The organism is Erwinia sp., from assembly GCF_049696395.1.
Taxonomy (GTDB): Bacteria; Pseudomonadota; Gammaproteobacteria; order Enterobacterales; family Enterobacteriaceae; genus Erwinia.
In genome coordinates, this window is record NZ_JBAVTT010000096.1 from 92,814 (window position 1) to 100,880 (window position 8,067).

Below are 8,067 nucleotides of genomic sequence, written 5' to 3' on the forward strand. Positions count from 1 at the left end.
GGGCAATCATTGAGCCACAATGGTGCGGGAACGCTTATGCAAAGCTTTATGCAGACTAATCAGCGAGTTCGCCGTAATGTTTTGCAATCGTCGTGCCAAAATGTTTGTAGCGAATCATTTACCAGCAGGATCTGCTTGAGGGTAGCAGCCGGAAAGGGAGCAAAAAAAACGCCAAACCCGAAGGTTCAGCGTTCTGGTGTCACATCTGACAGGAGATTAACGGCGGTTTCTGAATCCTGTAATCACCGCACCCGCCCCGAAGAGCAGGGTGATGATCCAGACAGGCCAGTTACCATAGCGTGCATACGGCGTCAGTCCCTGGGTTGGCGTGATCTTCGTTGAAAGCACCCCTGACTGGAATTGCGGGATCATCTCTACCGCATCGCCATCGGCATTAACCACTGCGGTCACGCCGTTGTTGGTGTCGCGCAGCAAAGGTCTGCCCAATTCCAGGGCACGCATTCTCGCCATCTGGAAGTGCTGCCATGGACCAATCGAGTGGCCAAACCAGGCATCGTTAGAGATTGTCAGCAGGAAATCCGTGTCCGGCCGGAAGTTATCCCTGACCTGCTGGCCCAGAACAATCTCATAGCAGATAGCGGCTGTCAGATTGTAGCCAGCCACCTTCAGCTGGGGCTGGATATAAGAGCCACGGCTGAAAGAGGACATCGGCAAATCGAAGAACGGTGCCAGCGGGCGCAGCAACGTTTCCAGCGGCACAAACTCGCCAAACGGCACCAGATGGTTTTTCTGGTAACGGTTAGTACTGTTGTAGTCGTAAGGTGTCTCCCCGCCGAGCACAATGATCGAGTTGTAGTCGTGGTAGCGATTATTCTCCAGACGAGAGTCCACAATACCGGTAATCAGACTGCTGCCATTTTCCCGCAACTCTTGATCAATGGATTTGAGGAACGGCTGCTGGTTGGACTCCAGATCGGAAATGGCGGATTCAGGCCAGATAATGATCGGCGCTTTACCCACGTAAGGACGGCTGAGTGAAGTATAGGTTTTCAGCGAGTTAATCAGCTGATTCGGATCCCACTTCATCGACTGCGGAATATTGCCCTGCACCAGCGCGATATTCACTTCACGATCGGGCATTGCCTGATACCAGCTGATCTGACGCAGCGGCCACGGAAGCAGCAGCAACGCCAGCGCGATAATACCGGCAACCCAGTGACGTTTTACCGCCGCATAGACCGCCAGTCCGGAGACGATCATCAGCACGAAGGTAATGCCTTCAACGCCAAATAACGGGCCCAGACCTTTCAGCGGCCCATCAATCTGGCTGTAGCCAAACTGCAACCAGGGGAAGCCAGTCAGGATCCATCCACGCAGGAACTCGGTGATTTGCCATAAAACGGGCGCCGCTACGACCAGACGCACCAGTGATGTTTTAGGGAACAACCGGTTGAGCAGGGCGGCAAAGAGCAGGGTGAACAGCGACAGATACGCCGCCAGCAGCACGACCAGGAACACATTTACCGGGCCAGGCATACCGCCAAAGGTGGCGATACTGACATACACCCAGTTTATACCGCTGCCAAACAGCCCCATTCCCCAGACAAAACCAATCGCCGTTGCCTGACGAGTAGAGCGGTCAAGGGTCAACGCCAGCAAACCAGCCAGGGAGACCAGCGCGGCAGGCCAAAAATCATAAGGCGAAAACGACAGGGTGCCAAGGGCACCCGTTATCAGCGCTAAAAGCAGGCGGACCCGCTGGCGCTGGTACAGTGAGGCAATAGCCATAAGAAAATTATTCTTCCAGTATCGGTTGCGGCGAGTTTTCCGGAATTCTGACGTGGACCTGGATGATCCGGCGGCTGTCGGCCATAGCGACCTTGAACTGATAACCTTCGATCTCAATGCTCTCCCCACGGGCAGGCAAATGACCAAAGGCCTGCATCACCAGACCGCCTATAGTGTCGACCTCATCATCGCTGAAGTTGGTTTCAAACACGTCATTGAAGTCTTCAATGGGGGTGAGCGCACGAAGGGTATAGGTATGACGACTCAGCTGACGGATATCACGATCTTCTTCATCGTCATACTCATCTTCGATTTCGCCAACGATCAGTTCCAGAATATCTTCAATGGTGACCAGTCCTGAGACGCCACCAAATTCATCGATCACAATCGCCATATGGTAGCGCTGCGAACGGAACTCTTTCAGCATACGGTCAACGCGCTTGCTCTCTGGCACAACTACAGCCGGACGAAGCACTTTTTCCACGCTGAAGGGAGAAGATCCGCTGCTCATAAAAGGCAGCAAATCTTTGGCCATCAGAATCCCTTCAACATGATCTTTATCTTCGCTGATCACCGGGTAACGGGAGTGAGCGGATTCAATGATCACGTCCAGGCACTCTTCAAGTGACTGGTTGCGCTTCAGGGTAACCATCTGCGAGCGAGGGATCATGATGTCACGCACGCGCTGATCGGCAATATCCATCACGCCTTCAAGCATGTCGCGGGTGTCCGGATCGATCAGATCGTTCTGTTCAGAATCGCGGATCAGCTCCAGCAGTTCGTCGCGGTTTTTGGGCTCACCGTGGAACAGCTGGTTGAGGATAAGGGTGAAAAATCCCTTTTTAGTACTGGGACTGTCGTTGTTCTGTGAATGGTCATCGCTCATGGCGTTTTGGTTTGGTCACTCTTGTCGTGTGATGGGATATCCCTGCCTGCCGGTTGCACAGGCCAGGGACATATCAGGCCAGGGGCCTGCTTAGGGTAACTCTTTCTCCGAAATGTACGGATCGTCATAACCAAGAGCAAGCATTATCTCGGTCTCGATCGATTCCATCTCGTCAGCTTCGTCATCTTCAATGTGGTCATAGCCCAGCAAATGCAGACTGCCATGCACCACCATATGGGCCCAATGCGCCAGCACGGGCTTCTCCTGCTCGGCGGCTTCTTTCTCCACAACCTGGCGACAAATAATCAGGTCGCCCAGCAGCGGAAGCTCAATACCCGGCGGGGCTTCGAACGGAAAAGAGAGCACATTGGTCGGTTTATCTTTGCCGCGATAGGTGTGATTCAGCTCATGGCTTTCGGCTTCATCCACTACGCGAACGGTAACCTCACTCTCTTCCTGGAACTGCGGCAAAACCGCTTCCAGCCAGCGGCGAAAATCAGATTCTGCCGGTAAGCCTGCGGGTTTCTCGCAGGCTAGTTGTAAATCGAGAATTACGGTGCTCATTTCTGCTCCTGCGCAGCCTGTTGCAGGGCCAGCGCTTCACGTTTTCGCTCTTCGGCCTGCGCATCACGCCGTTTTTGATCGGCGGCTTCCCAGGCTTCATAAGCAATAACCACTTTCGCCACCACGGGGTGACGGACCACGTCTTCACTGTGGAAGAAGTTAAAGCTGATATCTTCTACATCAGAAAGCACTTCAATGGCATGACGCAGGCCAGACTTCAGATTACGTGGAAGGTCAATCTGGGTGACATCACCGGTGATGACCGCTTTGGAATTGAACCCAATACGGGTCAGGAACATCTTCATTTGTTCAATGGTGGTGTTCTGAGCCTCATCCAGAATGATGAAGGCATCGTTCAGCGTACGGCCACGCATATAAGCCAGCGGGGCGACCTCAATCACGTTTCGCTCGATCAATTTCTCTACGCGCTCGAAGCCCAACATTTCAAACAGGGCATCATAAAGCGGGCGCAAATAAGGATCGACTTTTTGGCTCAGATCGCCAGGCAGGAAGCCCAGTTTCTCACCCGCTTCAACCGCTGGACGAGTCAGCATGATACGGCGAACTTCCTGGCGCTCCAGCGCATCTACCGCCGCAGCCACCGCCAGATAGGTTTTCCCTGTTCCCGCTGGGCCCACGCCGAAGGTGATATCGTGGTCGAGGACACTGGCTACATACTGAGCCTGGTTCTGCGTACGAGGCTTAATCACACCGCGCTTGGTCTTGATATTGACCGCTTTGCCAAACTCCGGAATGCTCTCTGCAGTTTGCTCAAGCACGCGGCTTTCTTTGATCGCCAGATGAATTTGCTCAGGATCGATATCCGGGATATGACCCCGCACCGGCGCGGTATCCACATATAAATCTCGCAGGATACGCGCAGCCGCATCAACAATCAGTGCTTTGCCAACCAGCTTAAAGGCACTGTCACGACGGTTGATCTCAATCCCCAGACGTCGCTCAAGCTGTTTGATGTTGTCGTCAAAAGGGCCACACAGGCTCAGCAGACGGGTGTTGTCTGTTGGCTCTAACGTAATTTCGCGTGTTTCAATATTCAAACTAATCCTTTGGGTCGCGCAGGGCCAGTTGAGGAGGATAATCAGGCGCTATCAACGTCTTCAGGTTTCGGACCATAACGAAAGTATTTATGGCGCAGCCAAAAGGCGCAAGCACTGAAGAACATATTTGGGCTCCGCTTGCGGAAAGCAAGGGTAAGCCGATGATTTGTTGCGGCGAACCTGCGAGGCCCGCCGCAATTATTCGCGGATTCAAGGCTGGAAAGTCCCGACGCCAAGCTCATTTTCTTTGCGGGTGCGGGCAATAACGGCGGCAGGGGCTTCAACCGAACGCAGGGTCATCTGTTCTTCTTTCAACACCACCACGCCGCGCATCGAATTAGTGTGGACCTCGACGATTTCCACATCGACGAATTTACCAATCATTTCCGGCGTTCCTTCGAAGTTAACCACACGGTTGCATTCGGTACGCCCGGCAAGCTCCATCACGTTTCTGCGGGAGAGTCTTTCCACCAGGATGCGCTGAACCGTACCCAGCTTGCTGCGGCTCCAGTTCATCACCTGCTGGTTAATGCGCTGTTGCAGCAACCACAGACGCTCTTTTTTCTCGGCCTCGCTGACGTCGTCCGGTAAATCCGCAGCCGGGGTGCCTGGACGGGCAGAGTAGATAAAGCTGAAGCTGGTATCGAAGTTGATTTCGCCAATCAGCTTCATGGTCTGCTCAAAGTCCTGCTGGGTTTCACCTGGGAAGCCGATGATAAAGTCGGAGCTCATCTGCATTGCCGGGCGTGCGGCAAGCAGCTTACGGATAGTGGACTTGTATTCCAGCGCCGTATGGGAGCGCTTCATCAAGGTCAGAATGCGGTCTGACCCACTTTGCACCGGCAAATGCAGGAAGCTCACCAGTTCAGGCGTATCACGGTAAACGGCAATAATGTCGTCTGTGAACTCAATCGGGTGGCTGGTGGTGAAGCGAATGCGGTCGATGCCATCAATCGCCGCCACCAGGCGCAGCAGATCGGCGAAAGAGCAGACGCCGCCGTCAAAGGTGTCCCCACGATAGGCATTCACGTTCTGACCAAGCAGGTTGACCTCACGCACGCCCTGAGACGCCAGTTGAGCGATTTCATACAGGATATCATCACTTGGACGGCTGACTTCTTCGCCACGGGTGTAGGGCACCACGCAGAACGTACAATATTTGTTGCAGCCTTCCATGATCGAGACAAAGGCGGAAGGGCCATCTGCACGCGGCTCTGGCAGGCGATCAAATTTCTCAATTTCCGGGAAACTGATGTCAACTACCGGACTTTTGGTGCCCTTCACGGTGTTGATCATCTCTGGCAAACGATGAAGCGTCTGGGGACCAAAGACGATATCTACACAAGGCGCACGCTGGCGAATCAGATCGCCTTCCTGCGAAGCCACGCAGCCACCAACGCCGATCACCAACTCAGGGTTTTTCTCTTTCAGCAGTTTCCAGCGGCCAAGCTGATGGAACACTTTTTCCTGAGCTTTTTCACGAATCGAGCAGGTATTGAGCAGCAGGACATCGGCCTCTTCAGCAACCTCTGTCAGGGTATAGCCATGCGTGCTGTTTAACAGGTCCGCCATTTTTGATGAATCATATTCATTCATCTGGCAGCCCCAGGTTTTAATAAGAAGTTTTTTTGTCATCTGCTCGTAACCGCTAATAGGCCTGGAAAAATCCGGTACACTAAGGGTAACAGAATTAGGCCAGGCAAGGCCAGGCGAAGGGCGTAGGGATGGCCTAAACGACAGGAATTTTATGACAGAAATAACAGAGAAATGGGATGTCACCGTGGTTGGTGGCGGTATGGTTGGGGCAGCCTTAGCCAGCGGGCTGGCAGCGCAGGGATTTAAAGTAGCGGTGCTGGAGCAACAGGAGCCCGCTGAGTTTGATGCCAACAGTCAGCCAGATGTGAGGATCTCCGCCATTGGTGCAGCCTCTGTAGCACTGTTAAAACAGCTGGAAGTCTGGCCGTTAGTTCAGGCGATGCGGTGTACGCCTTACCGCAAGCTGGAAACCTGGGAGTGGCACAGGGCGCAAGTGAGTTTTGATGCGCAGTCACTTGGTCTGCCAGAGCTGGGCTATATGGTTGAGAACAGCGTCCTGCAGCGGGCTTTATGGCAGCGTTTGCAGCAGCAAGGTGTGGCGTTGATTTCTCCGGCCAAATTGCAGACCATGCAGTCTTGCAACGGCGCCTGGCAATTAACCTTAGAAAACGGCCAGACGCTGTCGACGAGGTTGGTTGTAGGGGCTGACGGGGCAAACTCTCAGGTTCGCCAGCTGGCTGGAATGGGCATTCGGGGCTGGAATTACGCCCAGTCCTGTATGTTGATCAGCGTACGCTGTGAACAGGATGCTGGCGATTGTACCTGGCAACAGTTCACGCCCGATGGCCCAAGAGCTTTTCTTCCGTTGTTCGATCGCTGGGCATCGCTGGTCTGGTACGACAGCCCGGCAAGGATCCGCCAGCTTCAGGCAATGACGATGGCGCAACTCGCCCAGCAGATTACTGCGCATTTTCCTGAGCGTCTGGGACAGGTAACACCGGTTTCTGCTGGTTCTTTCCCCTTAGTTCGCCGCCATGCCACCCGTTATGTGCAGCCGGGTCTGGCGCTGGTAGGTGACGCTGCTCATACCATCAACCCGCTTGCAGGGCAGGGCGTCAATCTGGGATACCGGGATGTGGATGCGCTGATTGATACGTTAGTGGCAGCGCGTGACCGGGCTGAAGACTGGGCTTCTGAAGGGGTGCTGCAGCGTTATCAACGCAAGCGTCAGAAAGATAATCTGCTGATGCAAAGCGGCATGGATTTGTTCTATTTCGCCTTCAGTACACCCGTAGCGCCATTGCGGATTGTGCGCAATCTGGGACTGATGGTTGCGGAGCGATCAGGCGTATTGAAGCGTCAGGCGCTGAAGTACGCACTAGGGTTGTAAGTATCAGGCGGGATGAAACGGAATGGGGTGGCAGCTTGTCACCCCATCATCACATTGTGCAGGTAAGCTTCCGCTGAAGATCTACAAACTCCAGACGTAAAAAAGCCCGCGTTAGCGGGCTTCTTCACTTACTGGCTGGGGTGCAGGGATTCGAACCCCGGAATGCTGGTATCAGAAACCAGTGCCTTACCGCTTGGCGACACCCCAATTGTGGTGTTGCGATCTGCGCTGCAAATCGTCTTTTTTATGGCTGGGGTGCAGGGATTCGAACCCCGGAATGCTGGTATCAGAAACCAGTGCCTTACCGCTTGGCGACACCCCAATAAAATTGGTGGCTACTACGGGAATCGAACCTGTGACCCCAGCATTATGAGTGCTGTGCTCTAACCAGCTGAGCTAAGTAGCCTAATTTTACTGCGTCTAACTGTACATTTTGTTCTTTCAGTCTGGCTGGGATACCTGGATTCGAACCAGGGAATGCCGGTATCAAAAACCGGTGCCTTACCGCTTGGCGATATCCCAATGTCCGTTTCAAAGCACAAAAACCATCAGAAAAAACTGGCTGGGGTACCTGGATTCGAACCAGGGAATGCCGGTATCAAAAACCGGTGCCTTACCGCTTGGCGATACCCCATCCGTGCAAAACCGTTTTGGAAATGGTGCGGGAGGCGAGACTTGAACTCGCACACCTTGCGGCGCCAGAACCTAAATCTGGTGCGTCTACCAATTTCGCCACTCCCGCAAAAAAGATGGTGGCTACGACGGGAATCGAACCTGTGACCCCAGCATTATGAGTGCTGTGCTCTAACCAGCTGAGCTACGTAGCCATCTTTTTTTCGCGTTACCTTCATCGGCGTTGCGGGGCGCATTATGCGGAGTTGACC

General features: G+C 53.8%; 6 protein-coding genes and 7 tRNA genes. 1 reads left to right on the plus strand and 12 read right to left on the minus strand.

Going from position 1 to position 8,067, the window contains the following annotated elements; all coding sequences use genetic code 11:
* Positions 1 to 216: 216 nt before the first annotated feature.
* The 5 genes from lnt to miaB form a co-directional block, all read right to left on the minus strand.
* Positions 217 to 1,749 carry an apolipoprotein N-acyltransferase gene (lnt, locus tag WCC56_RS12045; RefSeq protein ID WP_424692600.1) on the minus strand — a complete coding sequence of 511 codons (1,533 nt, stop codon included), beginning with the start codon at positions 1,747 to 1,749 and terminating at the stop codon, positions 217 to 219.
* 7 nt (positions 1,750 to 1,756) lie between these two features.
* Complete coding sequence (corC, locus tag WCC56_RS12050) at positions 1,757 to 2,635, minus strand: CNNM family magnesium/cobalt transport protein CorC (protein WP_424692601.1); 879 nt, start codon at positions 2,633 to 2,635, stop codon at positions 1,757 to 1,759.
* 90 nt (positions 2,636 to 2,725) lie between these two features.
* A complete protein-coding gene (ybeY, locus tag WCC56_RS12055; protein ID WP_013201287.1) occupies positions 2,726 to 3,199 on the minus strand; it encodes an rRNA maturation RNase YbeY in 474 nt (157 codons plus the stop codon).
* Positions 3,196 to 4,257 carry a PhoH family protein gene (locus tag WCC56_RS12060; RefSeq protein WP_424692602.1) on the minus strand — a complete coding sequence of 354 codons (1,062 nt, stop codon included), beginning with the start codon at positions 4,255 to 4,257 and terminating at the stop codon, positions 3,196 to 3,198. The genes ybeY and WCC56_RS12060 overlap by 4 nt, the downstream gene beginning before the upstream one ends.
* A gap of 210 nt (positions 4,258 to 4,467) precedes the next feature.
* Positions 4,468 to 5,892: a tRNA (N6-isopentenyl adenosine(37)-C2)-methylthiotransferase MiaB gene (gene miaB, locus WCC56_RS12065; protein WP_424692603.1), complete on the minus strand. Its 1,425-nt coding sequence runs from the start codon at positions 5,890 to 5,892 to the stop codon at positions 4,468 to 4,470.
* A 112-nt stretch (positions 5,893 to 6,004) separates the two neighbouring features.
* On the opposite strand from miaB, the gene ubiF reads away from it, so the two are divergent.
* On the plus strand, positions 6,005 to 7,183 hold the full coding sequence (gene ubiF, locus WCC56_RS12070; RefSeq protein WP_424692604.1) for a 3-demethoxyubiquinol 3-hydroxylase: 1,179 nt from the start codon (positions 6,005 to 6,007) through the stop codon (positions 7,181 to 7,183).
* 132 nt (positions 7,184 to 7,315) lie between these two features.
* Here the strand turns inward: ubiF and WCC56_RS12075 are convergent.
* The 7 genes from WCC56_RS12075 to WCC56_RS12105 form a co-directional block, all read right to left on the minus strand.
* Positions 7,316 to 7,390, minus strand: a tRNA-Gln gene (locus WCC56_RS12075).
* A 40-nt stretch (positions 7,391 to 7,430) separates the two neighbouring features.
* A tRNA-Gln gene (locus WCC56_RS12080) sits at positions 7,431 to 7,505 on the minus strand.
* Between the two features lie 7 nt (positions 7,506 to 7,512).
* Positions 7,513 to 7,589 (minus strand) — tRNA-Met (locus WCC56_RS12085).
* A 41-nt stretch (positions 7,590 to 7,630) separates the two neighbouring features.
* Positions 7,631 to 7,705, minus strand: a tRNA-Gln gene (locus tag WCC56_RS12090).
* 37 nt (positions 7,706 to 7,742) lie between these two features.
* Positions 7,743 to 7,817 (minus strand) — tRNA-Gln (locus WCC56_RS12095).
* A gap of 23 nt (positions 7,818 to 7,840) precedes the next feature.
* Positions 7,841 to 7,925 (minus strand) — tRNA-Leu (locus WCC56_RS12100).
* 8 nt (positions 7,926 to 7,933) lie between these two features.
* Positions 7,934 to 8,010, minus strand: a tRNA-Met gene (locus WCC56_RS12105).
* Positions 8,011 to 8,067 lie beyond the last annotated feature (57 nt).

Excerpts from the sequence above, each read along its gene's own strand:
- lnt (WP_424692600.1), bottom strand. The coding sequence starts at position 1,749 with ATGGCTATTGCCTCACTGTACCAGCGCCAGCGGGTCCGCCTGCTTTTA.
- miaB (WP_424692603.1), bottom strand. The coding sequence starts at position 5,892 with ATGACAAAAAAACTTCTTATTAAAACCTGGGGCTGCCAGATGAATGAA.
- corC (WP_424692601.1), bottom strand. The coding sequence starts at position 2,635 with ATGAGCGATGACCATTCACAGAACAACGACAGTCCCAGTACTAAAAAG.
- ubiF (WP_424692604.1), top strand. The coding sequence starts at position 6,005 with ATGACAGAAATAACAGAGAAATGGGATGTCACCGTGGTTGGTGGCGGT.
- ybeY (WP_013201287.1), bottom strand. The coding sequence starts at position 3,199 with ATGAGCACCGTAATTCTCGATTTACAACTAGCCTGCGAGAAACCCGCA.